This window comes from Ruegeria sp. YTSA144 (assembly GCF_059610125.1).
Window position 1 is genome coordinate 97370 of record NZ_JBXWNA010000008.1, and the last position, 25920, is coordinate 123289.

At 58.1% G+C, this 25920-nt stretch carries 23 protein-coding genes; 10 read left to right on the top strand and 13 right to left on the bottom strand.

Annotated elements, in window-relative coordinates; all coding sequences use genetic code 11:
* The 6 genes from AC2FF8_RS16660 to AC2FF8_RS16685 are packed head-to-tail and all read right to left on the bottom strand — an operon-like array spanning position 1 to position 6613.
* A complete protein-coding gene (locus AC2FF8_RS16660; protein ID WP_170346258.1) occupies positions 1–1104 on the bottom strand; it encodes a mandelate racemase/muconate lactonizing enzyme family protein in 1104 nt (367 codons plus the stop codon).
* The gene (locus AC2FF8_RS16665; RefSeq protein ID WP_496880250.1) at positions 1101–2207 is read right to left on the bottom strand and encodes a mandelate racemase/muconate lactonizing enzyme family protein; all 1107 of its coding nucleotides are present in this window, start codon (positions 2205–2207) and stop codon (positions 1101–1103) included. The genes AC2FF8_RS16660 and AC2FF8_RS16665 overlap by 4 nt, the downstream gene beginning before the upstream one ends.
* On the bottom strand, positions 2204–2506 hold the full coding sequence (locus AC2FF8_RS16670; RefSeq protein ID WP_496880251.1) for a hypothetical protein: 303 nt from the start codon (positions 2504–2506) through the stop codon (positions 2204–2206). The genes AC2FF8_RS16665 and AC2FF8_RS16670 overlap by 4 nt, the downstream gene beginning before the upstream one ends.
* On the bottom strand, positions 2503–3081 hold the full coding sequence (locus tag AC2FF8_RS16675; RefSeq protein WP_496880252.1) for a dimethylsulfonioproprionate lyase family protein: 579 nt from the start codon (positions 3079–3081) through the stop codon (positions 2503–2505). Before AC2FF8_RS16675 ends, AC2FF8_RS16670 begins: the two co-directional genes overlap by 4 nt.
* A complete protein-coding gene (locus tag AC2FF8_RS16680; protein ID WP_496880253.1) occupies positions 3078–4160 on the bottom strand; it encodes an alcohol dehydrogenase family protein in 1083 nt (360 codons plus the stop codon). Before AC2FF8_RS16680 ends, AC2FF8_RS16675 begins: the two co-directional genes overlap by 4 nt.
* Positions 4160–6613, bottom strand: coding sequence for an FAD-dependent oxidoreductase (locus AC2FF8_RS16685; protein WP_496880254.1), 2454 nt, complete (start codon positions 6611–6613; stop codon positions 4160–4162). Before AC2FF8_RS16685 ends, AC2FF8_RS16680 begins: the two co-directional genes overlap by 1 nt.
* 68 nt (positions 6614–6681) lie before the next feature.
* Between AC2FF8_RS16685 and AC2FF8_RS16690 the strand changes: the two genes are divergently transcribed.
* Genes AC2FF8_RS16690 through AC2FF8_RS16710 form a run of 5 tightly spaced genes read left to right on the top strand, consistent with a single transcriptional unit; the run spans position 6682 to position 10654 of the window.
* The gene (locus tag AC2FF8_RS16690) at positions 6682–7569 is read left to right on the top strand and encodes a MurR/RpiR family transcriptional regulator (protein WP_170346254.1); all 888 of its coding nucleotides are present in this window, start codon (positions 6682–6684) and stop codon (positions 7567–7569) included.
* Positions 7566–8654, top strand: coding sequence for an aromatic ring-hydroxylating oxygenase subunit alpha (locus AC2FF8_RS16695; RefSeq protein ID WP_496880255.1), 1089 nt, complete (start codon positions 7566–7568; stop codon positions 8652–8654). The genes AC2FF8_RS16690 and AC2FF8_RS16695 overlap by 4 nt, the downstream gene beginning before the upstream one ends.
* A 19-nt stretch (positions 8655–8673) precedes the next feature.
* Entirely contained in the window at positions 8674–9492 is an 819-nt protein-coding gene (locus AC2FF8_RS16700) for an aspartate racemase/maleate isomerase family protein (RefSeq protein WP_496873733.1), read from the top strand.
* A gap of 20 nt (positions 9493–9512) precedes the next feature.
* Positions 9513–10253, top strand: coding sequence for a sulfotransferase-like domain-containing protein (locus tag AC2FF8_RS16705; RefSeq protein WP_496880256.1), 741 nt, complete (start codon positions 9513–9515; stop codon positions 10251–10253).
* 17 nt (positions 10254–10270) lie between these two features.
* Positions 10271–10654: a carboxymuconolactone decarboxylase family protein gene (locus AC2FF8_RS16710; RefSeq protein WP_257599882.1), complete on the top strand. Its 384-nt coding sequence runs from the start codon at positions 10271–10273 to the stop codon at positions 10652–10654.
* Between the two features lie 7 nt (positions 10655–10661).
* Here AC2FF8_RS16710 and AC2FF8_RS16715 read toward each other — a convergent pair whose 3' ends face one another.
* The gene (locus AC2FF8_RS16715; protein WP_496880257.1) at positions 10662–12281 is read right to left on the bottom strand and encodes a hypothetical protein; all 1620 of its coding nucleotides are present in this window, start codon (positions 12279–12281) and stop codon (positions 10662–10664) included.
* Between the two features lie 32 nt (positions 12282–12313).
* Positions 12314–12625, bottom strand: coding sequence for a hypothetical protein (locus AC2FF8_RS16720; RefSeq protein ID WP_170346249.1), 312 nt, complete (start codon positions 12623–12625; stop codon positions 12314–12316).
* 68 nt (positions 12626–12693) lie between these two features.
* Between AC2FF8_RS16720 and AC2FF8_RS16725 the strand changes: the two genes are divergently transcribed.
* Complete coding sequence (locus AC2FF8_RS16725) at positions 12694–13635, top strand: YcaO-like family protein (RefSeq protein ID WP_496880258.1); 942 nt, start codon at positions 12694–12696, stop codon at positions 13633–13635.
* 7 nt (positions 13636–13642) lie between these two features.
* Here the strand turns inward: AC2FF8_RS16725 and AC2FF8_RS16730 are convergent, their stop codons facing one another.
* Together AC2FF8_RS16730 and AC2FF8_RS16735 are read right to left on the bottom strand one after the other, a co-directional pair.
* Positions 13643–14893 (bottom strand): DUF8225 domain-containing protein, encoded by a 1251-nt coding sequence (locus tag AC2FF8_RS16730; protein ID WP_496880259.1) that lies wholly within the window; start codon positions 14891–14893, stop codon positions 13643–13645.
* A 145-nt stretch (positions 14894–15038) separates the two neighbouring features.
* The gene (locus AC2FF8_RS16735; RefSeq protein WP_496880260.1) at positions 15039–17021 is read right to left on the bottom strand and encodes a phosphatase PAP2 family protein; all 1983 of its coding nucleotides are present in this window, start codon (positions 17019–17021) and stop codon (positions 15039–15041) included.
* 717 nt (positions 17022–17738) lie between these two features.
* Here AC2FF8_RS16735 and AC2FF8_RS16740 point away from each other — a divergent pair.
* Positions 17739–20264 carry a cation:proton antiporter gene (locus AC2FF8_RS16740; RefSeq protein ID WP_496880261.1) on the top strand — a complete coding sequence of 842 codons (2526 nt, stop codon included), beginning with the start codon at positions 17739–17741 and terminating at the stop codon, positions 20262–20264.
* Positions 20265–20695: 431 nt separating this feature from the next.
* Here AC2FF8_RS16740 and AC2FF8_RS16745 read toward each other — a convergent pair whose 3' ends face one another.
* On the bottom strand, positions 20696–21085 hold the full coding sequence (locus AC2FF8_RS16745) for a hypothetical protein (RefSeq protein ID WP_425080306.1): 390 nt from the start codon (positions 21083–21085) through the stop codon (positions 20696–20698).
* A gap of 333 nt (positions 21086–21418) precedes the next feature.
* Here AC2FF8_RS16745 and AC2FF8_RS16750 point away from each other — a divergent pair, with 333 nt between their 5' ends.
* Complete coding sequence (locus tag AC2FF8_RS16750) at positions 21419–21607, top strand: hypothetical protein (protein WP_425080307.1); 189 nt, start codon at positions 21419–21421, stop codon at positions 21605–21607.
* Between the two features lie 236 nt (positions 21608–21843).
* On the opposite strand, the gene AC2FF8_RS16755 is transcribed toward AC2FF8_RS16750, so the two are convergent.
* The gene (locus AC2FF8_RS16755) at positions 21844–22995 is read right to left on the bottom strand and encodes a hypothetical protein (protein WP_425080308.1); all 1152 of its coding nucleotides are present in this window, start codon (positions 22993–22995) and stop codon (positions 21844–21846) included.
* Between the two features lie 576 nt (positions 22996–23571).
* Positions 23572–23898: a hypothetical protein gene (locus tag AC2FF8_RS16760; protein WP_496880262.1), complete on the bottom strand. Its 327-nt coding sequence runs from the start codon at positions 23896–23898 to the stop codon at positions 23572–23574.
* On the opposite strand from AC2FF8_RS16760, the gene AC2FF8_RS16765 reads away from it, so the two are divergent.
* Both AC2FF8_RS16765 and AC2FF8_RS16770 read left to right on the top strand, forming a co-directional pair.
* The gene (locus tag AC2FF8_RS16765; protein WP_425080310.1) at positions 23854–24513 is read left to right on the top strand and encodes a response regulator transcription factor; all 660 of its coding nucleotides are present in this window, start codon (positions 23854–23856) and stop codon (positions 24511–24513) included. The genes AC2FF8_RS16760 and AC2FF8_RS16765 overlap by 45 nt on opposite strands.
* A 50-nt stretch (positions 24514–24563) precedes the next feature.
* The gene (locus tag AC2FF8_RS16770) at positions 24564–25841 is read left to right on the top strand and encodes a sensor histidine kinase (protein WP_496874143.1); all 1278 of its coding nucleotides are present in this window, start codon (positions 24564–24566) and stop codon (positions 25839–25841) included.
* Positions 25842–25920 lie beyond the last annotated feature (79 nt).

Consider the following 25920-nt stretch of genomic DNA (forward strand, 5'->3'; position numbering starts at 1 on the left):
TCAATCAATCTCCAAAATCGGGGCGCCAAGAATTTCGAGGTCAGGTGTCACACCTAAACCCGGGCCTTCGGGCGGGGCAATCCGACCGTTTTCACGGTTTGGTGCGTCAGGGCACAGGCGCGGGGCAACGTAAGAGGACAAGTCGCATGTGTTCATCAGCGATCCATGCGGGGTTGAAGCAGCAAAATGCAACGAGGCCGCCGTGACGATATCCGATCCCCAGGTGCATTCCGCACAAATCTCGGCGCCCAGCTGAACGGTCAGATCGCGCGCACGGCGCATCGCTGACAGACCGCCGAATTTCGACAGCTTCAACGCAACTGCATCCATGCACCCCAATTCATGCGCCCGCATCAGCGATGCAAGATCAAAGGCGTTTTCGTCGATCTTCATGGGCAGACCCGTCGACTGACGAACAGCGGCACAGTCTTCCAGCGTCTTGCAGGGCTGTTCCAGCATCACATCCAGATGCGCGACCGCGCGTCCGGTTCGGGTTGCCTGAAGGCGCGATGCCCCGCAGTTCCAGTCACCATACACAAGCGGCCCGGTTCCCACGGCCTCGCGCACTTTGATCAGCCGCTCGGCATCGGCTTGCCAATCACCCTCGACACCCAGCTTGACCTGGAATTGCCGAATACCGGTCTGGAAGGCCGCCTTGGCGATGCGCGCCATTTCGTCCGGCGCGATACATGTGATCGAATGGTAAAGCGGCATATCCGCCCGTGTTCGCCCGCCCAGCAACGCGTAAACCGGCACCCCCGCCGCGCGGCCGAACAGATCCCACAGCGCAATGTCCACGATCGATTTCGCGTAGCTGTGGCCTTGCAGAAACCCGTCCAGCTTTCGCATCGGCGCATCGACCCCGATCGGGGAAATCCCGAGAATCTCGGGACCCATTTCAGCGATGGCCCCCGGTACGCCATTCGCATAGGCTGGCAGATAATGCGGGATCGGGCAGACCTCACCCCAACCTGTCAGACCTGTATCCGTCTCAAGGCGCAGGATATGAGACGTCACGGTCGCACAGGTCTTGCCGTCAGCCATGTGATAGGTTTCATGGCTGGTCAGTTCGACGGACCAGAGCGTTATCTTGTCAATTCTCAAGCATATTCTCCTACTGGATCACCCAATGCGGCTTCGTCCGGATGCACGCCCAGCCCCGGCGCCTCGGGCAGATGCAGATGGCCATCGACGTTGCGGGGCCCGCGGCCACCTGCAACATCAACCGTGATCATGTCCTGACAGGCCCAGACCGCGTGGCAGTGGTCATCCGGGATCGTGGCGGCCAGATGCAGCGCTTCGGTATCGGCCAGAACCGTCCCGCCGGTGGCCATCACGAACATGTCTATCCCATGGGCCAGCGCGATATCGCGCATCCGCGCGGCCTTGGTCAGGCCACCCACGCGATTCAGCTTGATCCCGAATATCTGGGCCAGACCATCGCGGGCAATCCGGGCGGCATCCTGCAAGGTCACAAGGGACTCGTCCACAGACACTGGGGATGCATGAAGCCCCGAGATCGTCGCGATATCATCCAGTGTTTCACAGGGTTGCTCGAACATCACGTGCAGGTCTTCGCAGGCGCTCATCACCCGCAGGGCCTGCTGGCGCGTCCAGCCACGGTTGACATCATACAGGACAATCTCTCCGGGCTGCCGGATGCTTTCCACATCCCGCACACGGGCAATGTCCCGCTCGACATCTCCGCCGATCTTCACTGAATGGGCGATATAGCCGCGCTTGCGATACCGCTCCATGACCTCGCGTGTTTCCTCGACGGTTTTCGCCCCGACCGAGGACGCAATCGGGCGCGGTGTCCGCGATCCGCCGCCCATCAGATCGGCAATCGGCAGGCCCGCCGCCTGACCGGCAATATCCCAGCAGGCCATATCTATGGGGCTTTTGGCATAGAGATGCCCGGGCAAGGCAATATCCATGGCCCGTTCCACGTCCAGCACGCGACGCGGATCAAGGCCGAGGATGAAGGGGGCCATCGTTTCGATCCCGGCCCGGATACCCGGCCCGTGCGCGGGTACATAGGTGTGCCCCCAAGGCGTGCCCTCGCCCCAGCCGACCAGACCGGTATCGGTTACGAGCTTGACCAGCGTCGCATCAAGCGTTTCGAACTTCAAACGCCCACCGGACAGCCAATAGGGATGCTCGAGCGGCAAATCGACCTGAAAAACGGTGATGGTTTCAATCTTCATGGAGCATACTCCGCCACGGGTGCGCCGAGGCTTTCAAAACCAAGGGTTACACCCAATCCCGGCAAATCGGCTGCATAAAGCGTTCCGTCTTTCGCGACAGGGCCGCCGAACCCGGTAGATCGCGTGTTGTAGTTCATCAGATCCGTTGTGTTCTGAAGGTATTCAGGCGGGGTCGACGCCGAGAAACGGGCCACAACCGATGCGATGGCAGTTTCAATAACACTGTCCGCACCCCGGACATACGCACTGCCAGCATAGGGAAGTCCGGTCTGGTAAATTCGGATGCCGGTGGTTTTCATGCGGCGTCCATTCTGGGCAGGTCGCCCATCCCTTCGCCGCGCCACAGGACAAAGGTCAGGATCGGTTGGCCCGTCGTGGTCATGGCGTGGCTTTGCCAGCTTTTGTGCTGTCGTGTCTGGTTCGGGCCGACGAAGGTTTCATCCTCGTCGCTTCGAAAAACCGCTCCGCCCGCCAGGGTCAGATACAGCTCTTCCGCCTGATGGCTGTGCCAGTCATAATCCAGACCAGCGCCCCAATATCCCACGTAGCCGCGTAATTGGGTCGAGTGGAAATGCCCGGTCGGTCCGAACAGTTCGTAATACCCGTACCGATTCAGGAAATCCGCGCCGACTTCCTCTGCGGTGTACGTGTGTTTCCATTGCGCCAGATGCGCGCTGGCCTTGATCGCCGCGACCAGATCATGGGTTGGCGCCACGCCATCAAGGCCAAAATCGCCCACCAGATCGGTCGCCGGCATGTGCGCAGGCTGCAAACCCGTCGGTGTCAGATCGTCCGGCCATGATGCAAACGCGGCAAGGTCAGGATGCGCCTGATGCAATTGGCGGGCCGCGCTGAGAACATCATCCAGCGTCATGGCACCACCACGATGTTGCCGGTATGCTGTTTGGCGATGAAGGCGGCTTGCGCTTCCCGCAGTTCTTCCAATGGGTAGGTCGCAGCCAGCGCCGGTTTGATCTCACCCGCTTCGATGTATTTCACAAGGTTCTGCATCACCTGCGGGTCAATCACGGTCGAACCGGTGAAGGTCAGATCGCGCAGATAGAACGTCCGCAGGTCGAGTTCGACCATCGGACCTGCAATGGCACCCGAACAGGTGTAGCGCCCGCCGCGCTCCAGTACGTCGATCAGGTTCGGCCAGTAAGGGCCACCTACCACATCGGCGACCACGGTGATCTTCTCGTCGCCCAGCGCCGACCGCAGATCTTCAGGTGCGCGGGGCAAAACCAGATCAGGGCCAAGATCGGCCACGTCGGCGTGTTTGGATTCGGTTGCCATCGCAATCACACGCGCGCCACGGCGTTTGGCCAATTGAACCAACGCACCACCCACCCCGCCAGAGGCCCCGGGCACAAGAACGGTGTCTTTTTCCGTCACGTTGGCACGCGACAGCATCCCTTCGGCGGTAGAGTAAGAACAGGAGAACGTGGCCAGTTCGGCATCCGACAGGTCCGAAGTGATCGGCACCGCATTGACCGCCAGAGTCGTGGTATATTCGGCGAACCCGCCATCGCGTTCCGACCCGAAGTACCCTGTCTTGTTCATGTTGCCGGGATCAGCCGGATCTCGCAGCCAGCCATCCGTGATGACACGCTCGCCGATACGAGCGCCGTCCACGCCCTCGCCAACGGCCACGATACGGCCGCAGACATCTGCGCCCTGAATGCGCGGGAAGGTGATCGGGTTGCCGCCCCATGTCGGGTCTTCTTCACCGACTTCCTCGAATGCGCCACCGGTGGTCGCATCCGTTACGGTCTTGGAATACCAGCCGGACCGCGTATTGACGTCGGTATTGTTCAGGCCGCAGGCTGCGACCCTGATCAGAACTTCACCGGCAGCGGGTTCGGGGCGCGGCCAGTCTTCCTGCAACACCATCTGTTCCAGTCCACCATGGCCCATCGTGACCATGGCTCTCATCGTATCGGGCAGGCTCATCACGCGGTCTCCAGTATGGCGTCACTGCGGGGCAGCAAACTGTCGGGATCGTAGGCAGGTTCACCCAGAACGCGGGCGGCACGGGGTTGGCCATGGATCACGACCTCCAGCTCTGTCCCGGCTTTGGCCGCTTCGGGCTTGAGGTAAGCAAAGGCCAGGATTTTGCCGACGGTGTGGCCATAAGCGACCGACGCCGTGGACCCGACGACGCGCCCGTCCAGCAGCACCGCCTCTCCGCCATGGCCATCAATCTCTCCATCCGGTTCAATTGAAAGATAGGCACAGATCCAGGGCAGATCGGTGTTGAGCGTCTTGTCCTTGCCCAGATAATCCTTGTCGGTGCGCGCAAAACGCAGCACGTCGGCCTCGGCCAGAGTAACCTCGTTGGTCAGCTCGCCCGCGCCTTTGAAGCCCTTCTCCATCCGCATCACGTTCATGGCAAAGCTGCCATAGTCGGTGATGCCATACGCCTCGCCCGCGGCCCAAAGCGCGTTGTAGACGTCGAGGCAGGCGGTGTTGGGCATGTGCAGCTCCCAGCCCAGTTCCCCGGCATAGGACATGCGGAAGGCCCAGACCTTGTGACCGGCGATGTTGATTTCCTGCGCGGAAAGCCAGCGGAACCCGGCATTGGTCAGATCGGCATCGGTGCAGCGCGCCAGCACATCCCGCGACCGGGGACCGTTCAGCGACAGGGCCGACCAGTCTGCGGACAGGGCTGTTACCTGCACATCCTCATCCGCGCATTGCTGCGCCAGATGATCCAGCAGGCGCTGTTCAAAGAAGGCCGCACAGACCAGATAGAAGCGGTCGTCGGCCATGCGGACAATCGTGGTCTCCAATTCGATACGGCCACGACGGTTCAGCATATGGGTCAGCGTGATCGAGCCGACCTTCTGCGGCATCCGGTTTGCAGTCAGCCGGTCAAGCAGGGCATAGGCCCCCGGCCCCGAAACCTCGACCTTGGTGAAGGCGGTGACGTCCATGATGCCGACGCTTTCGCGCACCGCTTTGACCTCGGCCGCGACCATGTCGTCGGCAGGTGTGCGACGGAAGGAATAGTGATCGCGCTGTTCCACGCCGTCACGGGCGAACCAGCGGGGGCGTTCGAAACCATACACTTCTTCATGCACTGCGCCCTTGGATTTCAGCAGCTCATGCAGCGGCGACGGCTTGATCGGTCGCCCGGCCAGACGGTTGAAATGCGGAAAGGGAATTTCATGGCGCAGACAGTAGTCTTCTTCGGCCTTGATCACCTGCCAATCCTTCGTGGCATAGCTGCCGAACCGGCGCGGATCGAAGTCGCGCATCGAGATATCGGCGGCACCATGCACCATCCACCGCGCCAGTTCGCGGGTCAGACCCGGCCCCCAGCCGATGCCGATCTGTGTCCCGCAGCAGCACCAATAGTTCCGAACACCCGGTGCTGGTCCGATCAGAGGGTTGCCATCCGGCGGATGCGAGATCGCCCCGTGAACGTCGCGCTGAATACCCAGTTCGGCAAAGATCGGCATCCGGTTCAGGCTTTCCTCAAGCCACGGCATCACCCGGTCGTAATCCGCGTCGAACAGCCAGTTTTCGTATTCCCACGGGCAATGGTCATGCCAGACCGAGTTCGGGTTCTCTTTTTCGTAAATCCCGATCAGACCGCGCTGCTGCTCCATCCGGATATAGCCCGAGACCTTGCGGTCGTCGCGGATCACCGGAAGTTCTTTGTCCAGGTTCTGGAATTCCGGCACCGGTTCGGTCACGAAATAATGGTGCGTCATCGAGGTCATCGGCAGTTGCAGCCCCGACCACTCGCCCATTTGCCTTGCATAGGTTCCGCCTGCGTTCACTACATGCTCGCAGGTGATCGTGCCCTTTTCGGTTTCAACAACCCACTCACCGTTCCCGGCCTGCGTGATGTTGGTCGCGCGGCAGCTGCGAAAGATGCGGACGCCCTTCTGACGCGCGCCGGTCGCCATCGCCATCGTCACATTGGTCGGATCGACATGGCCGTCATCGGGTGTGTGCAACGCGCCCAAAACACCTTCGAGATTGTAGAACGGATGCAGTTCAGCCACCTTTTCGGGGCCGACAAGCTCGATATTGAAGCCCAGCGACCGACCAACCGACAGGGTGTGGCGCAGCCAGTCCATCTCATCCTCGGTATAGGCCAGACGGAACGATCCGCAGCCATGCCATGTGACCGGTTGGCCGGTTTCGGCCTCCAACCGGCCGGAATACAGCCCGATGTTGTAATCCACGCATTTTCCCAGCCCGAAGCTTGAGGTCGAATGCGTGATCTGTCCCGCTGCATGCCAGGTGCTGCCGCTGGTCAGCTCGGCCTTTTCAAGCAGGACGGTATCAGCGCCCCACCCTTCATGCGCCAGATGATAGGCCAGACCGACCCCCATCACGCCGCCTCCGACAATAACCACGCGGGCGTGTGACGGCAGTTCGTTCCCGGACATGATTTTTCCTCTTCCCGAGTCGCGTTTCTGCTCGACAGGCTAATTCCACAAATGTACCATCGTCAATCATGAATGACACAAATGTATCATCAACCGTCCTCGACCGCCTGAGCCGGGAATGGGACGCCCTAACCCCCGAGGCACAGAAAGCAGCGCGCTACGTGTTGGAGAACCCAACGGATGTTGGGGTCTCGACCGTGCGCGAGATTGCCGAGGCGGCCAAGGTCAAACCCAATACTTTCGTGCGTATGGCCCGGCAGGTGGGCTTCGAAGGATACGAAGATTTCCGGGCCCCCTTCCGCGAAGCGATTCGACGGGGCAACGTGTCGTTTCCCGACCGCGCCCGTTGGCTGCAAGAGATCGGCAAGTCAGGTGAGCTGGGTGGGCTTTATGCCGATATGGTGGGTGCGGCGATCCGCAATATTGAAGACACCTTCGCTGGAATTGATGAAACGAGCCTGAAATCCGCCGCCGAGGATATCTGGAACTGCCGCCAGATCTTCACGCTGGGCGTTGGCGTCAACAATTCGAACGCGCGCAATTTCACCTATCTTGCGTCAACCGGGATGAAGCAGTTCCACGCGATTCCCCGCCCCGGCTCGACCCCGGTGGATGATCTGGCCTGGGCCGATGAACAGGACGTGCTGATCGCGATCACCTGCCACCCCTATCGCACCGAAGTCATCGAGGCGATCAAGCTGGCACGGCAACAGGGTCTGACCGTCATCGGTATTTCCGACAGCCCGGCCAGCCCGGTGATCCTGAACGCCCATCACGGCTTTGTCGTTGCCGCCGACACGCCGCAGTTTTTTCCGTCATCCGTCTCGACCATCGCCTTGTTGGAAACACTGCTGTCCTTCGTGATCGCCGTGTCCAGCGATGAGATCGTCGAGCGGGTGGAACGGTTTCACCAACGCAGACACCAACTTGGCCTCTACGCGGAGGAGCCGGAATGAATGCACCCCTGACCCACTCATTGGACGCGCGATACTATACCGACCCTGCGATTTTCGAGCAGGAAATGCAGGGGCTTCTGGCCCGAACGTGGCAGTTTGCGGGCCATGTCGCGCAGGTCCGGGAAGCAGGGGATTACTTTGCGTTTGAGATCGCCGGCCAGAACCTGTTCTGCATTCGCGGCCGCGACGGCGAAATCCGCACCTTCTACAACGTCTGCCAGCACCGGGCGCATGAGATGGTCACCGGCGCGGGCAACACCCGCGTCGTTGTCTGCCCCTATCATGCGTGGACCTATGAATTGACCGGACAGCTGCGTGCCGGGCCCAATATCAAATCGGTCCCCGGCTTTGACCGCAGTGCGATCTGCCTGACCTCGGTCCGAACTGAGGTGTTCAACGGGTTCATCTTCGTCAACCTCGACGATGACGCCGCCCCCATGGATGAATGGTTCCCCGGTGTGCGCGAGGAAATCCGCGCATTCGTCCCGCATGTCGACGATCTGGAACCGCTGGAATGGGTCGAGATTCCCGAAAACTGCAACTGGAAGGTCAGTATCGAAAATTACTCGGAATGCTACCATTGCCCGACCAATCACCCGACCTTTGCCGAAGGTGTGGTCAAGCCCGAGACCTATGACATTCAGCCGGATGCGGGCGGCGGCTATGTGCTGCGTCACACGACGGAATGCCAGAGCCTCGACAAGATGACCTACCCCATCGACCTGTTGGTACCCCACGCGGGCGATTACCAGTCATGGTTCCTGTGGCCGATGTTTTCCTTCCAGTGTTATCCCGGCAACGTGCTGAACACCTATCACTGGCGCGCGGTTGATGCCGATCACTGCACCGTCTGGCGCGGCTGGTACACCGAGGGCGGTTCGGACAGCGCGGTCATCCGGCAACTGGCGGTCCAGGACCGCGAAACGACGGTCGAGGAAGACATCCGCCTTGTGGAATCCGTTCATCGCGGGCTCAAGTCGCGGGGCTATCGCCCCGGACCGCTTGTTCTGGATCCGGGCTGCGGCGTGATGTCGGAACACTCCATCGCGCGGCTTCAGCAATGGATGCGCGAGGCTGTGGATTAGTGGCCGAGGTTGCACGCTGATGCTGATGCCTGAAGTCTGGCGCCCGGAACACAAACTGTTCCGCCATCAGGTCGGGTTCACCTGCCCGCCGTTCGATTTTGACGCCGCGCCCTCGGATTTCCTGCGCATGTGCCCCGAAACGGTGGGCGTGCATGGCTGGATGCTGCACGTGCCAGACTATGCGCACGGGCTGGATCAGCGGAGACAGAACTTTGGCATGCTCGAAGACTTCGTGCACTGCATGTCCCGCAACGGCGTCGATGTCTGCGGTCAGGTCGGTTCGAACTGGGTCCATGCCTGCGGGCTGGGCGTGGAAGGCGTCCGGCAACACTGCGAAGACCTGTCAGACAAATATGGCACCCGCTTTCACATGGCCGGATATGCCATGGTCGAAGCGCTGCGCGACATGAACGTCGAAAAGGTTGCCCTGAACGCCGCCTATCATTGGCCGGAATGGTGGCAGGGCACGGTCGGTTTCTTGAAAGAAGCCGGGTTTGATGTGGTCTGGGCCGGGAATTTTTACGATCAGGGCTGGTTCGACAGTCAGGAAGCCGTGAATGACTGCCGCTGGGTGTTCGATGGTGATCTGGCACTGAAAAGCTTTGAATATGTGGCCGACAAGGCACCCCGGGCCGAAGCGATCCTGATCAATGGCATGTGCAATTTCCGGACCGGGCCCGGTGGCTTGCCCCAGCGCCCGCTGCATCTGGCCGATATGCTTGAAGACGCGCTGGGCAAACCGGTGATCGGCCACGACATCGCGCTTTACTGGCGCATCTTCAAATCCCTCGGTATCGCGCCCGGTACACCGCACGGGCAATTGTTGAAACGTCTTTAGCTATTCGAGAGGTCATGACCATGCCCAAAATCCTCGCGCTCTGGGCCGTACCAAGGTCCACGTCAACCGCGTTCGAGTGGATGATGCGGCAACGCGGTGATCTCGACTGCCTGCACGAGCCCTTCGGCGAGGCGTGGTATCAGGGTGAAGACCCGCTTTGGCATCGGTTCCAACCAGGGGACGTGACAACGCCAGGCCTGACATTGGACAGCGTGTGGCTGGACATTCAGCAGCGGGCGAAACGGGGGCCGGTCTTCCTCAAGGACTTTCCGCATTACATCAACCACATGTGGGATGCCGAGTTTCTGTCGCATTTCACCCACGCCTTCCTGATCCGGGACCCGGCCAAGACCATCACTTCGATGTACAAGCAATGGCCGGACTTTGCCGAAGGCGAGGTTGGCTTTCCCGAACAGCGTGCCCTGTTCGATCTGTTGACCGCACTGAACGGAACTCCGCCGCCGGTCATTGACAGCGATGACCTGCTGGAAGACCCGCACGGCATGACCCGGGCCTTCTGTGACGCGGTGGGAATTCCGTTCATCCAAGAGGCGCTGAGCTGGGAACCGGGCGGTGATCCGTCCGCCCTCAGTTGGTGGGACGGCGGGTCGTTCCATGGCAACCTGGCGAAATCGACCGGGCTTGCGCCGCAGACCCGCACGCATATCGACATCGCGGACGCGCCAGACCGTGTGAAACAGGTGCACCGAAGGATGAAACCGCATTACGATCACCTTTACAGACACCGCCTGACATACTGACACACCGGAGACCCGCAATGGCCGACATTTTCGACGAAGACCTGTTTCTGAAAGGATTGGAGCAAAGGAAGAACACGCTGGGCGCAGAGTATGTGGAGAAAAACCTTGCTGCCGCCGACGACTTCACCCGCCCGTTTCAAGAAGCCATGACGGCCTGGTGCTGGGGTTTTGGGTGGGGCGACGACGTGATCGACGCCAAGACCCGGTCGATGATGAACCTGTCGATGATCGGTGCGCTGGGCAAGATGCATGAATGGGAAATCCACTGCCGGGGCGCCATCAACAACGGGGTTTCAAAGGAAGAAATCCGCGCCATCATCCACGTGGTCGGGATTTATTGCGGTGTTCCTCAGGCGCTGGAGTGTTTTCGCGTGGCCCGCAAGGTGTTGGAAGAAGCCTGACGACCTGTCACAGACCAGCCGCCGACAACAGCCGCACGCCTTTTTCGTAGTGTCGCCTGTTCTTGAAACAGCCGGGCCAGGCCCAGCGTTCGGCCGTAAAGCCCGGCTGCAATTCCAGAATCTGCCGGGCATGTCGGCGCGCCAGGGAATGGTTCCCGGCGGCGGCGGACAGCATGCACAGCACCACCCTGGGACGAACGCGCCCGGGGTCAACCCGCAACACGTTATGGGCATGCTGCCACGCGGCCTTGTCCCCGGTCATCATCATTGCGATTGCCAGATTTGCTTCGATCCAAATAGGGGGATGCGGCGTCAACGCCAGCGCTTTCTTGCAGACTGAAACGCCTTCTTCGGCCCGGTCATCATACACCAAAAGGATACCATAATATCCCAACAATTCCGGGCTTCCGCTGAAACGTTCCACGACGGCAAGCATCAAGCTGCAAGCCTCTGACGTGTTGCCGGCAACACTGTGGGTGAAGGCATGGAGGGCCGAGCAATACGGGTCAGTCGGGTTCAGATTGCGCAGTTTCTTGCATTCGGCCTCGACCATCGCCAGCGTCTCGGCCGGGTTTGCATCCATACCCAGGCGGATCATGTCCAAATGACAGAAACCGATCGCCACACGGGCCGGCAGGTATCCCGGGTCGAACTCGAGACAGGCGCGGTATTGACGGATGGCATCCTGCAACCCGTCTTCTGTTGCCTGACTTTCCAATATGCGCGCTTTCTGGAACGCAGACCAGGCCTCGGTCGAAGTGGCACGGCCTGACCAGATTTCAGACCAATACCCGTCGCGCAATCGCAGTTGGAGCGCTTCGACGACCTTCATGGCGATTTCTTCGACCGCGTCGAATGTTTCCTTTGCGCGAAAGCGGAACCGCTGTGTCCACAGGCAAACCTGATCCGCGGTTGACGTCAATTGAGCGGCCACCCGCAGGCCTTCTGCGCCGACCACGCTGCCGCTGAGAACATAGCCTTCAACCGGGCCTTCCTGCCTGCGCGCGTCACGCAGTTCGATCACGTCGGACATTGTGCCCAGAAGAAACATGAGTTCGTCTCGTATGGAGGAAGCAGCGATGCTGATATCCGGCGTTTCCCCGACAACTTCAAAAGGCTCAACCACAACCGCTGGACGCAAACGCCCCCAATGCACCGGCAAACCGCGGCCCGCCAGAACCGGACCGTCTGACTCTGTATCGATGTCCCAATAAGCCTGCCGCTCAACCGTCAGCCATGCCTCGAACTCGGGATCGGCAACGTCCAACCCCTCCAGCAACTCAGCGCGGTCGGAACTGAGTTGCTCGTCAAACAGATCAACCTCGACTGCTGCCAGATTGATCGACACCGTTTCACGGGTGACTTCAAGAACATCAAGTTTTTGCTTGGAAAAGTGTTTGCTGAGTACGCTCAACTCTTTGCGCAACGACGCCGCGCCTTGTGCGGGCGAACTCTCGCTCCAGAGCTTGTCCTGCAACCAAGCCCTGCTGCGTATCGCGTTTTTCGACAGAAGCACCAAAGCAAGAAGAGCTTTCGCTTTGGTGCCCCGAGGCGTCACATCCTGACCGTCGTCACGGATAATCTGAAACGGTCCGGTCAAAAAAACCTTGGTTTTTGCCTCAGTCACTAACGGCCCTCAAAAACGTTCGGGGGTTGTCGTTAACCGCTGCATCCAAATATGACGATACCGCCCATCGCTTCATAGGCCAGTTTGCAGCACCATGACTCGTGATCGGGGTTCGGATCCGGCTTCTTGTCACTCAGGTCCGGAACAACGATATGAACCATATCCTTGGTATCATAGACAAACCTGATCTCTGGGTTACCACTGTCCGCAAGGATTTCTTGAATCTTGCGTTCCGCCGCGTCCTGGTCATCTTGCGACCCAAGCGCACGGCCGCGCGCGGCATTCAGAACTTCACACCCCAAGTCTTTCAACGAATAATTCGGGTTGATTGTCAAACGAGCCATGTAAAATCTCCTTCTCAAACAACAATGCCCACTTGTATACCGCGTTACATGCTTATCCGGAAACGAAAATGCCCGACACGTTGATTGAACGCGCTGAAACTGCTCGGCTAGTTTCCGAACCCTCGTTTGCCGAATTTCCCAAGGGTGCGCCGATCCACGCGGCTTTTCGCTTGATCGAGCTGCGCAACGGGACTCTGCCCCCCAAAGGCGGGATGGGCCATCGCGTGTCTTTCGGCACAGGCCGCACGGCGGAGGAGGCGGCGCGGCTGGCCGGGTTTGAGGCGATTGAGCGCTATGCCTTGCAATACAGTGCCGAAGCACCACGAACCCGCGAAAGCCTGATCGCGTCGGATGGCGCATCCCATGTGATGCCAAACGACGCGCTTGCACTGGGTGTTCCGGGAAGTGACGAAAAGGTCACTTCGAAAGGTGCCGCAGCCGGCCCGACACACGAAGCCGCCGCCCTTTGGGCGGCACTGGAGTGTTTGGAACACGCTCTTGGATCACAGGGGTTTGACCACCTGGCGCCGGAGACTGCACTGCCCCACGATTTGACGCAGTGGCTGAATGTTCACCTGCGGCAACTGAGCCTTCACATCCTCGAAGTTCCGGGCATCGGCCTTCTGCTGCGCGCGGTCTGCGCAGACGCGGATGGCGGCAGGCCGACCTATGGATCGGCGCTTTCCGCAGATCTGGCGCAGGGCGTCTGGCACGCAGCGTCCGAGGCGGTGGTGTCCTGGCGCAACATGGTGATGCTTGAACACAACGGTGTGACGGATCACGGCATGGATGCCGAACAGGCGCGCTTGTTCCGGCTTTATCGCGGCGCGCAAAATGACCGGCCTGTCGCTCCGACGCGGGTGTTCGACACGCAGGCGTGGGACAGCCCGAACCCGTCGCTGACGACTGTATTGACGGCCGCAAGCCGCGCTCTCGGTCGTCCGGTTGCGGTTTTTGACATGACGGCACCTGAAATTCCCCTGCCGGTGGTCAAAGCCGTGCCAGTCTGAGCACCTGTCAGGATCCGTCTCCACGACAGCGTGTCGTGTCGTCGTTGGTCTCTGCCTTGCAACGGTCCGCTAATTCCAGCAGCTGCCTGCAACGTTCGGTCTCGGGCAAGCTGCGGACAACCCGCCCTGAATCAACACGCGGAATTTCAACAAATTCGACACGGGTGATCACGCGCGGCCTGGCGGCAACTGTGATCATGGGGCCGACCTCGATCAGGCTGGCAAGGGTATAGCCCGAGACCGGGCGCGCCGATGGGCCTGTTCCCAGCGTGATATCATCCAGAAACCGGGGATCGTCGTCGGCAGGCCCGAACTCAAGGCGCATGTGCATTCCCGGCGCACCGCGCCTGAATCGGACCCAGCCCCGAGGCACCCTGCCCGCACCCACAAACAGTTGTGATGTATGGAATGCCTGAAAATACAGCCCAAGCGGATCAGAGAATGCCATCGCCTGGCCCGCAGGAGACTTGCCACATTTCCTCCCCGCAGCCAGTTCAAACGTATCGCTCACCAGGCGGACCCCTGCATGCCCGCTGTAAAGATCCTGCCGGTTCGCGAAATCAAGAACTTCTTCAAGCCGGGCGCGCCGCCTGCTCTCGCCGTCCTTCACGAGATACGGGAAGGAAGAAAAATGCATGGTCTGGATCAGATCGGTCAAACGGTTCGTACCCTTGGCCAGAAACAGGGCATGCTGGATATTCAACGGATGTTCCGGCGCATGCGCGTGATCCGTACCCACCAGCCTTTTGTGAAAGCGGGCCGCGCGCTCGGAAACATCCATCGACGTCCAATCCGACCGTGAGACTTCAAACAGGTCGTTGCAGGAGTAGAAGCGCCCGGTCACCGATGCGACCACCGACAGGAAGTGATCGAGATCGAACACCGCCATGAACTGCCACCACTCCGCAAACTCGGTTGTGGCAACAAAACGCTTCGGGCGCAGTCTGCCACCGGCATCGGGTCGCATTACCAACGTGTATTCAAGATATTCATTGTGCAGCTCAACCCTGCCGGGCCAGCCTTGGTCAGAGACGCGCGCCGCCAGCTCATCACCCAGACAGTCCCGCGGTTCCCGGGGATCGGCGCGCCATCTGAACCCATTCGAAGGCTGGCCCGCCTCGATGTCACGCGGATCCATGACCAGAAACGGGCTGACGCCTTGCACGTCGAATATGTTCTGAATGGTTGAATTCCACGCTGATCGGGTGGCTTCGTTCACGCCTTGATCAGCAAGTCCCGGCGATTGGAATACAGACATCAAAGAACACCGTTGGGCTTCAGAGACACTGGAATGGAAAGTCAGCGGTCGATGCCCGCAGGGTTTCAATTCCGACGGGGCGATCGCCGAAGGTGACGAAGAAGGAAGCATCATGAAAATCGACCTGTCACGGGGCCTGATACCTTCATCCTGCCCATCCCGCCTGTTCGGGCAAATGACGGGTCCACCACAATTCGGGCGTACTGTTCACAATGTGGATTTCACTACCGCAAGAACGACCGCCAAGGATGTTGAGGCGATCTCCATCAAACGTTTTGAGCGACATTTTCGCGGCAACCCGGAGATTCGCCATCTGTTCCGCCAGAATGCCCACTGCAACGCGTTCACCCATTCGGATACTGTCGAAATAGTCGCTGTAGAAATGTACCCCTGCAAAACTGCGCCCGATCGCGATATTCGCAGCCAACTTGTTCAGCTCGCCATTCAGCGTCAGCTTTGCCGCGCTATCCTCTGGTCGCACGGACTCAACCAGTGTCCTGCCACCCGGAGCCGGAACAAAGACGCGCGGCATACCCGCCTCTGCCAAAGTTACCCGGGACCCGTCCGGCGCATGTGTCCTGAAGAACGCCTTGAGCAGCGTCGCGCATGCACCGGCAACTGCCCCATGGGCCGCCCCGTAGGACGGCTGCATTGGCGAGCCCTCGGGATAGGCAACAGGCAACAGCAGGTTGCGATCGATCTGCGGCAGCCCGTTATGAGAAACCGCGCTGTGCGCGAACCGCCTGGTGGCTGGCGCGGCGGCAATGGCGTCCATCAGACTGAAGTCTTCGCAGGCGGCGCTTTCCAATTTCTCAAGATGGGCTGCGGCAAACGGTTCCGCTGCCCCAAGCACCGCACCGTGGCCATTCGCCACCAGAGCTGCAATACTGCCCAGCTTTTCAGGGCGGGCACGGTTGTGCACCTGAAAGGTCTGGCGTCGCACGGCCCGCATTGCCCTGGTCGCGGTTTCCGCCAGCATTGAAAGCGCGTGCGACCCGCCCCAATGGGCCCCGCCATCCTCCGCACGGGAATTCCAGACTTCGGGCAGACCGTCATCTGCTTGAATACCTCGGCCCAACATCAAAAGGCAGGCATTGAAGAAAGCCTGATAGACCGTGTCGAAATGCACATAGGCAGCAAGGTCACGAGGTGTTTCGACAAATTTCGGGCCACAGGTCTCAAAGGCTTGTTCACCGGTCGCGTCTGCCCCGTTCTGAACGTCCAGCCACTCGGCCCAGTCCCGCAAATAGTCCACGCCAACAGCCTGAGGAGCAACCCTTTGGTCAAGCCGCAATGCACCAAATGGCATTGCCTTTGACGCTGTAGTTTTTGCCAACCACCGCCCTTGCACATGCGCCGCGTCCGAGGGCAGCGGGTCGTACCCCTGCAAAAGGAACTGCGACACGTAGGGCCCGTCGGAACAGCCTAGGCTCGAGCCGCGGAACAAGGTTCGGGAAGACAGACCATCGCCATCTCGAACCCGGCGCGCTGCCGGTACTTTCCCGATCGCGGCGCCACTGGCATCCTTTGGGCAACCGTCTTTGCGGAACCACTCCAACCCGCCAAGGGCGCCAAGTACCTTGTCGGTTCCTTCGGCACCATCCCGAATGGTTTCGAAGGGCACATCCCGCAGACAGGCCATCGCATAGAGTTCGGCCATCTCTGCCGCCAATTCATCTGACCCAAGCCTGGGCGCCGGGGCAATACCCAAACCGCCGGCGTCCAAACCATTGAACCCCAACCGATGACCCAGGATAGGCCCTTCCCACGCACGCCATCTAAATTCACCACCCTCTGATGGCGCGGTGCGGAAGGGCCCGGAATAGGCTGGCGTGTCAAACAGCGTCAGCCTGTTTCCTTGATTGTCGGTGCAGGTAGGGTCAGCCACTTCTTCCAGAAATTCGGTATAAACCTGCGCGTCGACAATGCCGTTTTCGTCATGCTGCAAGCCCTTAGAAAAGCTCGTGGGCCAAGTCCCGGCAAACAGGTCTGCTTCGCCGTTATGTTTTTCGGCCGCCCTGTCTCGGGCACCAATCGGCGCGTTCAAATGACACTGATCCCGGTTCAATCCGCGATTGGGCTTTTCCAGGTCCTGCCAGGGTTCAGACGGAACGATATGTTGCGGCATGTTGCTCTCCCGATCGACGGAAACAACGATTCGCACGACTCCGTTACCGGATCGTGACCGGTCATTCCGGCCGGCTTTTTGCCCTGTTCTGCAACACATTGAGAATGTCCAGGATAGAAAGGGCTTTGATCGCGCTGGACACCAGGCCCCGCCGCTGCTTTCCGATCTGTCGAGAAATTGCAGAATCCAATGCAAAACAGGATATCTGGGGCCCAGCCATCTTCGAGCCGCATCCCACCGGACAGAAAGATAACGAAAACTGGATGGCGGAGACGAAGTCAGCATAATTAAGCCTACAAGCTTATGTTAAATATATAATTTATTCAGACCCTCAGAAAAGATACCACAATACATACCACACAAAGCCGGATATCAAGCGCGGATAGCGCAACGTGTCATGCGACAGAACGTTGGTTAAACACTTATAGCTGACACTCACGCCGGTTGTAGCAAACGACTGCTTTGAGCCAATTTTGACCGATGCCGCGCGATGCTCCAAGGACAGCAATGCGCAGGAAGCGGACTTTGCAAAGCGGGGTGGTCGACATGTTCCAGCAGTTCACTTACGGAGCTAGCGTCAAAGAGCGGTCCGCCATTGCAAACACGCCTGGCAAGTGCGCAATCCGGACGTTTGTGAGCCAACACGTTGATCCCACAAAGCAGATCCTCTTTTAGGGGCGAATTCCCTTAGTTCGAGTTCTCAGATAATACGTACTGATGGATATTGTCGTCATCACGACCATCATCACTTCTTTTTTTGTTGTAATCGGCTTGGCAGAACCATTGGCTGCACGAATGCGCCTGCCTTTCAGCGTTATCCTAGCGGTCCTGGGGATAGTTATCGGACTTGGCGCAACGTTCTTTCTCAACACTGACCTGACGGATGCACTGAACCCGGGAGCGCAGGCGATAATTGATTTGCCGATCCGGTCAGACGTCTTCCTCTATGTTTTTCTGCCGACGTTGCTCTTCCAGGCGACACTCGGCATGAACCTGCGCAGGATGCTGGATGACTGGATGCCCATCCTGATGATGGCCGTTGTGGCGGTGATTGTGGCGACACTTTCCATAGGCTATGCACTCAGTTGGGTAAGTGCGTTGCCGCTGGTCGCCTGCCTGTTAATTGGCGCTATCGTATCGACAACTGATCCTTCGGCGGTTGTCAGCATTTTTAGATCAATCTCCGCACCACGCAGGTTGTCGCGAATAATCGAGGGTGAAAGCCTCCTGAACGATGCTGCCGCGATTGCTCTTTTCGGGCTATTCATGAGCTTTGTGATGCTCGGCAGACCTGATCCATCACTAAGTGAAGCCGTGGGGCAGTTTCCGCTGTTGATCGCCGGTGGCGCACTCACCGGTTGGCTTATGGCGCGTATGGCGGTTTGGATGATGGCTTTCGTAGACCGTTGGGACATGGCGCAGATTTCAATTTCTGTCGCGCTGCCGTACCTCGCCTATATCGTTGCGGAACAAAGCGTCGGGGCGTCTGGTGTTATCGCAGTGGTGGTCACAGGACTAACGCTCAACCTCACCGGCCCCGGTCGTTTGTCACCGATCGCTTGGACAAACCTGCAAGAAGTATGGGATCTCCTGGCTCATTGGGCCGGAGCGCTGATCTTTATTCTAGCAGCATTGTTGATTCCGAGACTGTTGGAAGGAGTTCAACCGTCTGACTTTGGCCTTCTGGCAGTAGTGGTTCTTGCCGCAACACTGGCGCGGGCAGCGGTTCTTTTCGGTTTGTTGCCATTGCTGACGACAATCGGTCTTTCGCCAGCTGTGGAACGCCCCTATCGAACTGCAATGCTTTGGGGTGGGCTGCGGGGCGCCGTGACTTTGGCGTTAGCACTGGCGGTCACCGAAAGCACTCATGTACCGCTCGAAACCAAGCGTCTGGTCGGTATTTTGGCCACTGGCTTTACGCTGTTTACACTGATTGTCCAAGGAACAACCTTGCGAGCGGTGATCACAAAGCTAGGGCTCGACAAACTTACTCCGCTTGATACGGCGTTGTCGCGCCAGGTGGTCGCGGTCGCCTTGCAATCGGTCCGCGAGGATGTGTCCCGCACTGCAGAAAACTACAACCTGACCCACCAAATTGTAAGAAACGAAGCCAAACGGTTTAGCGAACGTCTCGACGAGGCTGTAAAGGCCGCCGAAGACAGCGCAGAGATCCTTGATCGTGACCGGATTACACTTGGCCTTATTGCGTTGGCCGGTGCAGAGCGGGATTCTGTTTTGGCCCGAATGCGAGAGCGCACCATGTCATCTGTTCTCAGCGAAAAAATTCTGTCAGACGCGGATCGGCTCATTGAAGGCGCAAGGACCGGTGGGCGGATCGGCTATCAGCGCGCGTCCAAACGATCCGTCGTCTATGGAGGATCTTTTCGGATCGCCGTGTTTCTGCACAACCGCCTACGAATCTCGTTTCCGCTCACTCGTATAACAGCGGACAGGTTCGAAAGACTGCTCATGCAACGTCTGATCCTTCGGGATCTCGATGGGTTTGTCCGTGGTCGCATACGCCGGATACACGGTCGCCGGGTTGCCGAGTTGCTAGACGACCTGTTGGAGCGCCGATCCGAGGCGGTTGAGACAGCGCTTGAAGGATTGCGGCTCCAATATCCAGGCTATGCGGAAAAGCTGGAGCGGCGGTTCATCCAAAGGACAGCATTGCGACTGGAGGAGCGAGAATACGCCGTCATGCGCGAGGATGGCCTTGTGGGCGAAGAGCTATATTCAGTGTTGATGCAGGAAGTGGCGGTACGACGTGCTTTGTCTGAAGGGCGCCCGGTACTGGACATCGCTCTGAAGGGGCGGGATCTGGTCAGGCAATTTCCACTATTCTCTGATCTCGACAAAGCTTCACTGCGAAAACTCAGTAGAGCGCTGCGTACCCGCTACGCCAACGCGGGCGACACGATCCTTTCCAAAGATGAATTGACCCGGAGTGTGTTTTTCATCGCTTCTGGGGCGGTCGAAGTAGAATTCGGCAGACAAACCACACGTTTAGGTCGTGGTGAAATGTTTGGGCAATTGGCCATGCTAATGAAACGGCCCCGTCGTGTAAACGTGCGGGTATTGGCACCCTCGACATTGCTTGAGCTAGACGAAGCGCGTTTCCGGCGACTACTTCGGCGAAGCGAAGCCATGCGGAACTCTGTAAAGAAGAGCGCCAGCAAACGCATGATCGACCCTGCCGTGTTGGACTTGGAAGAGCATGAAGGTTCTGCTGATCAAGGATAGTTGTAAAAGAAGCTCATCAATTGGAACGGAAGCGCTACAACTGTTTTTTCATTTCGCGGACGCGCGATGTCCGCTTTGAGCCGGGTGCGGGCACTGTCTTGCGCTGAGTGGACGGCGGCTTTGTCCGCAGACCAGACATTCAAATGGTCTCTTTGCATCGCAGTGCAGCTAGCGGCGGCTTCCTGCGCATCTGGTGAATTCGCTGAAGCCTAGAACCTAGATCTGCGGCACATGATCGGAAAGCGGGCTGCGACTACAGACTTGTGAGGGAACATTCAAAGTCGGCTCTGGACCTTCCCTAGTGACGTTACGGGGTAAGATTAACGGTGATGCTGCTTCGCCTATGACGGCCTCGAAAAGCCCAAACTCCCGTGCTTCATCTACAACCCAAGGGCGTCAATCCGAGCAGTGATTGATCGTAAAGTATGCAATCAATTAAGAACATCGACCACTGCCCCTATTAGGTTCAGCACTTCGTGTGTCTCCCGGTTCACTTGGTAAACATAGTCTCCGGCACGCACATAGTAGCCGTTTCGCCGCAGGCCATATCGGCTAGGATTGTCGATGCGAACATACCCATTGTAGATGAAATCCCCAACTCGGTATCGTTTAGCTTGGCCGGGCGGAACGCATGGCACTGCTTTCTTGGCCAAACCCGGAGGACAGTTACCGGCTTTTGATTTCACGAAAACAGGCTGCAGTGCATTGTGCGACCCGATACTCTGTCCAAGATCAAGAGACTGGATGTCAAAACTCGCACCCGCAAAGGGCACGGCCTGCATAGTGAACACCGTCGCCGTGATTGCCAAAGCCGTTTTCATCTTTTCCGCCTCCTTTAACTGATCTTTCCAATTATGATCTCCTTCGGGATTTGACCAATGCATCGGCGGAGACTGGCTTACTGCCGAAGTCTTCTGCTGTGACGCTATGGTTCGCTTGGCACAACATTCTCATCTAACGACCTTTGAAACCGTCAAGTTGGAATGGGGCAATTGAAGGGGCGCCCGGCCAGACCAATCCTTTGTTCTTATTTCGTAAACAACATTAACCGAACATGAACAGTGTATTCTCATTAGGTTCAAACAACTTTGCGCATACTGACTAAGTTGGATCGAACGAGACGTATATCGTTTGACGGAAACAAGGGGAACAAAATGGTCAAACCTGCCTTTGTGACTGAAGATCGCAGCGCTGAAATTGCGATGCGGACCTCTAGCAAATCTGCTGAAGAGCGCCTTCAAACCGCGATGAATTCGAGCAATAGCCGCTTCCCTCCTATCGAAAATGCACTGACAGAGATCACAAAAAACAAGCGGCTATCCGAGGCTCACCAAAACGTCTGAAGGCAAATCGGCTGCCCCCCGAAAGTTCTCGATTTTCATCCTAAACATCTGAATTGTAACAAGAAATCGTCCCGGCTTGGGGCGAGGTTTTCTTGTTGCGCATCGCAATTATCAAGAGCTTGCGCCTAGCAGGCCGACTGAATCGACCTTCTAACTTAGTATCCGAAAGGCTTATCGACGCTCCAGCATTCAGTTCATCCTGAAGTGGAGGCTGGCGATGGCCGGGAAGCCTCAGGTCACAGCCCCAGCAGCGCTTTAACCTGTTCCTCAACTTCATCCGTAACAGGCTTGTTGGCAGCGGCTTCCAGTGCCTCACGTTCGGCCAGATCTTGCTCTTCGACAAGTTCAGTCAGCTCTTCCACCTCTTCAACGGCTTCATTGTATTCAATGGCTGCTTTTCTTTCGTCATTCAGAGTCTGGGCTTCATCAATCGAAGCGTCTAATTCGGCTTGGGCCTCTTTTAGCTGCGCTTCGATATCCGGATCACTACCGCCCGCGTCCTCCAAAGCTTGTTCAAGTTCTGCGACCGTGTCCCGGTTGGTTTGTACCTCACCTACTGCGACTTCCAAGTCATCCTCGATTTCTTGAACTGTCCGCTCTGGTTCTTCCAACCCTTCAAGAAACTCCAGCTGTTCTTCCAGTTCCTCCCGCAAAGGCTCTCCGGCCAGCACTGTGTCTCGGTACGTGGCAATTCTGCCAACCCGCGAATTGGGTGCTGCATTGGCTAGGGCCGTTGGGCTTGCATTGGCGGCGTTCAGTGCGCCCAACTCAGAGGGATGTGCACCAAGCAGCGCAGCCATACGATTGCCTTTTGTCCGGGAAACTGGGCGCTTGGACTCTTCTAAAATCACATTCTGGCGAACCTTTCTTTGCACCTTGGTCTTTTGCGTTCGAAGGGTTGTCGTAGCAACCCTTGAGGTGGTTGCTGTATTGCGAGCTTTGCCTTTCCCGTTGAACAGGTTTTTCAGAGAAAACCCTCCGCCTTTTTTCGTACCAGACCGAGCAGACTGCGATTTTGTTTTCCCCTGTCCGAATATCCCGGCCCTAGCCCCGCCACGGCTTTTGTCGGCCCCCTTCCCACGGCCACCATTCCCAGCCGAGCTGTTGTCTCCGCGATCTCCCTGGGCGCCGTTGCCATTCCCACCGCCGTTTCCATTGCCACCGCCCTTCCCATTGCCGCCGCCGTTGCCATTCCCACCGCCATTACCGTTACCACCGCCGTTGCCGCCGCCATTGCCGTTTCCACCGCCATTGCCGCCACCATTACCGTTACCCGGCTTGGCATAAGCAAAATCAGGAGCTGCGACGGTGGCTACAATGGCCGTGGACCCCAACAAGGCAATCGCGATCGTCGAAGCTTTAAGCAGTCCGCACTTGGTGGTTTTCATTTTCAATCTCCTCAAAACCTCCAGCAACGGCAATCAGCGCGCTGAGGTTGACCACGGTGTTTCGGCAGTCTGACTCGCAGTCGAATCAAAACCGTTGCCACTGATTTAACTTTAGGTCGCTTGAACGCAGGGCTAACTGCTTGTTCATCATCGGTTCATGTCTGGCCTAGTAGTCTTCGATGAAGGTGTTTGAGGGTGTTATGCAGGCCAAAGCGTTTTTTCTGGTTGCAGCTTTGCTGACTGTCTTGTCTGGCGGGCAAGCGGCGGCAGATGCACGCGAACTCAAACAGTCTGAACTGCGCATGGCGACGTTGTCAGGCAGTGCGATACGGCTGAACCGTGTGATCAAAGGCGTGAAAAAAGCATACGGCGGAACACCTGTTGATGCGCGCGCATTCAAAACAGACAAGATTTACTATCGTATTCTGGTCAAAAAGCCGGGCGGGAAAATCGTCAGCGTGATCGTGAACGCCGAAACCGGCACAGTCGTCTCGAACCGCTCAAGTACGGGGCGCGAGATTTCTGAAGCCGCACGCAATTCAACCAAATCCAAAAGCAACAACGCTCAGAGTGCCCCTACCACTCGTGGAAACAGTGCAGGCCGAAGCAATGCCGGCGGCAATGGTAACGGCAACGGCGGTGGCAACGGCGGTGGCAACGGTGGCGGCAACGGCGGTGGCAACGGTGGCGGCAACGGTGGCGGCAACGGTGGCGGCAACGGCGGTGGCAACGGTGGCGGCAACGGCGGTGGCAACGGTGGTGGCAACGGTGGTGGCAACGGTGGTGGCAACGGTGGTGGCAACGGTGGTGGCAAAAAATAAAGTGAAGATCACGCTGGTTTAGCTGTAGTCTCTGGATATGCGAATACTCCTTGCCGAAGACGAACCTCAGCTTTGTGAGCAAATCAAAAAGCTATTGGGTGCGGAAGGTCGCGTGGTCGACGTGGCCAACAATGGTACAGATGCCCTGCATCTGGGGTCGACTGAACCGTACGACATGATCATCCTCGACATCGGCTTGCCTGAGCGTGACGGCATTTCGGTCCTGCGCGAATGGCGCAGCGCGGGCGTCAAGACACCGGTCTTGATCCTGACGGCCAGAGATGGCTGGAGCGAACGCGTCGACGGCTTGGATGCCGGCGCGGATGACTATATGACCAAGCCGTTCCATATGCCCGAATTGGCGGCACGTGTACGGGCCATCTTGCGACGTCAGAGCGGTCAATTGAACCCCGTGATAGAAATGGGAGATGTCTCTTTGGATACGCGGAACGGGCGGGTTGCCGTTGGGGGCATTCCTGTCGATTTGACCGCGCAGGAGATCGCCGTTCTGACCTATCTGGCGCACAACATCGGTCGCATGGTGTCGCGTACTGAGCTGTCGGAACACATCTACGAATATGACGGCGACAGAGATTCCAACACGATTGCAGTATTTGTGACCCGCCTGCGCAAAAAGCTGGGCTCCGATTTGATTACAACCGTCCGGGGTCGCGGCTATATGATTGATTCCGCCTAATGCTCTCGTTGCGCCAACGGGCCTTACTCGGAGGTATCGCTTCGGGAGCGTTGTCCGTAGGCGTCGGTACGCTGATGGTGTTTTCCTACATCAATACGCGCGTTCTGGAGCAGTTCGACGCAACGCTACAAGACCGGCACACGCAGGTTGTTGTTGGCCTCAGCGCCACCACGGATGACCCTGAAACCCTGCGACAGTTGGTATTCGATCCTGCGTATAGCACGCCATATTCGGGGCGGTATTGGCAAGTAACGGACAGTACCGGCGCCATCTATACGTCTGCTTCACTCTTCGATGAAACGATCGCCGAGCCCCCGCGCGGAAATGACGAAACAATCATTTGGAACACTTCCGGTCCAGATAGCGAAGCCATTCGTAGCGTTTATCAAAAGATCACATTCGAAGACGGAACGGAGTGGGGCGTAACTGTCGCCGAAAGCAGGAGCGAACTGATCAACGAACGCAGCGCTGCACAAAGATACCTGCTCCCGGTTTTCGGATTGGTTGGTTTGATCGGAGTGGCAAGTTCTCTTTTGCTGATGTCCGCCATTGTTGGCCCGCTCCGGAAGTTGCGCGCCGATGTCGCCCATCGCTGGGATCGAGGCGATGAGCTGGCTCCCGAAGACTACCCGGAAGAGGTTTCGCCCTTGGTGGAAGATCTCAACAAACTGCTGCATCGAAACCGCGAGATTGTCTCTGGTTCGCGAAGACAAGCGGCGGATCTGGCGCATGCCCTCAAGACGCCGACGGCTATCTTACGAAACGAATTGGCGGAACTGGCAGACGCAGGAGCACATACGGAGCCTGCGGAAGAAGCGCTAACTCGAATTGACGCCCAGCTTAGCCGTTCACTCGCGCGCATGCGTGCATCAAACACCGGAGAGTTAACACATTCCAGGACAGACCTGACGAATTCGGTCGAACGACTGTCCCGGCTGTTCTCGGTCATGGCCGAACGCGAGGGGAAGACGCTCGTTTCGAATTGCGAGGCTGGTCTTCAAGTTCGAATGGACCCCCAGGACATCGAAGAAGTGATTGGAAACCTCCTCGACAACGCTCTCAAGTGGAGCCGGACAACACTCCAAATCACCGCGAGGCGCTCTGTTGATGGAATCGAAATTTTTGTTGAAGACAACGGGCCCGGAGTACCAGAAGACCAAAGGCTTGAGGTCCTTCGTTCCGGCAATCGGCTGGATACTTCTGTAAGAGGAACTGGTTTGGGCCTGTCTATTTCCGTTGATTTATTGGCCGCCTACGGTGGGAAGCTAGAACTCGGAACGTCCGAAAACCTGGGTGGCTTGGCTTGCGGTGTGAAGATCTGCCCGTGAGAAAAACAAGCTGTTCTATGCCGCTGGTCGCCGCTGCGCGGTTCTTTCCCAATTTGCAAACCGCCGACTGAATGAGCAA